General features: G+C 62.5%; 1 protein-coding gene and 1 pseudogene. One reads left to right on the plus strand and one right to left on the minus strand.

The genetic code is table 11. The features are described 5' to 3' along the window. Nucleotides 1–43 precede the first annotated feature (43 nt). Nucleotides 44–130: pseudogene (locus CFY91_RS13670) on the plus strand (multidrug transporter); the annotation flags it as partial. Here CFY91_RS13670 and yaaA read toward each other — a convergent pair. Beyond that, on the minus strand, nt 94–842 hold a 749-nt coding region (gene yaaA / locus CFY91_RS13675; RefSeq protein ID WP_093986938.1), incomplete at its 5' end, for a peroxide stress protein YaaA. The pseudogene CFY91_RS13670 and the gene yaaA overlap by 37 nt on opposite strands.

Below are 842 nucleotides of genomic sequence, written 5' to 3' on the forward strand. Positions count from 1 at the left end.
CCGACAAGCTGGTGTTCCTGCGCGACCAGGCCGAGGACTGAACATGCTGTTCGGCGTGGTACTGGCCATCACCTGGCTGATCCTGCTGCTGCGCTACCCGACGCGCGCCCTGCCCACCAGCTTGTCGGCGCTGGAGTGACTGGCGCTGTAGTAGTAGCCCTGCAGGTCGAAGGCCTGCAGTTGTTCAGGGTGTTGCAGACGCTGCTGGATGATGTAGCGGGCCATCAGGCCGCGGGCTTTCTTGGCATAGAAACTGATGATCTTGTACTGGCCGTTTTTCAGATCACGGAACTCGGTATCGATGACCCGGGCCTGCAGCGCCTGACGTTTGATGGCCGAGAAATATTCGTTGGAGGCGAGGTTGATGAGGATGTCGTCGCCCTGAGCCTGTAGCGCCTGGTTGAGCCACTGGCTGATGCGCTCGCCCCAGAAGGCGTAGAGGTCCTTGCCGCGCGGGTTGGCCAGGCGCGTGCCCATTTCCAGGCGGTAGGGCTGCATCAGGTCCAGCGGACGCAACAGCCCGTACAGGCCGGAGAGAATGCGCAGGTGTTGCTGGGCGAAGGCAAAATCCTCGCTGCTGAAGTCTTCGGCCTGCATGCCGGTGTATACGTCGCCCTTGAAGGCCAGCAGTGCCTGCTTGGCATTCTGCGGGGTGAAGTCGCGGTGCCAGCTGGCATAGCGGGCGACATTGAGTCCGGCCAGTTTGTCGGAGAGGTGCATCAGTTCACTGACCTGCGCAGGGGTGAGCTCGCGTAGCACATTGATCAGCTCGGCGGCCTGCTCCAGGTGCTCGGGCAGGCTGTAGCGCTCGGTTACCGGCGCGCTGTCGTAGTCGAGGGTCT

Origin of the sequence: Pseudomonas fluvialis (genome assembly GCF_002234375.1) — a bacterium.
Lineage (GTDB): Bacteria > Pseudomonadota > Gammaproteobacteria > Pseudomonadales > Pseudomonadaceae > Aquipseudomonas > Aquipseudomonas fluvialis.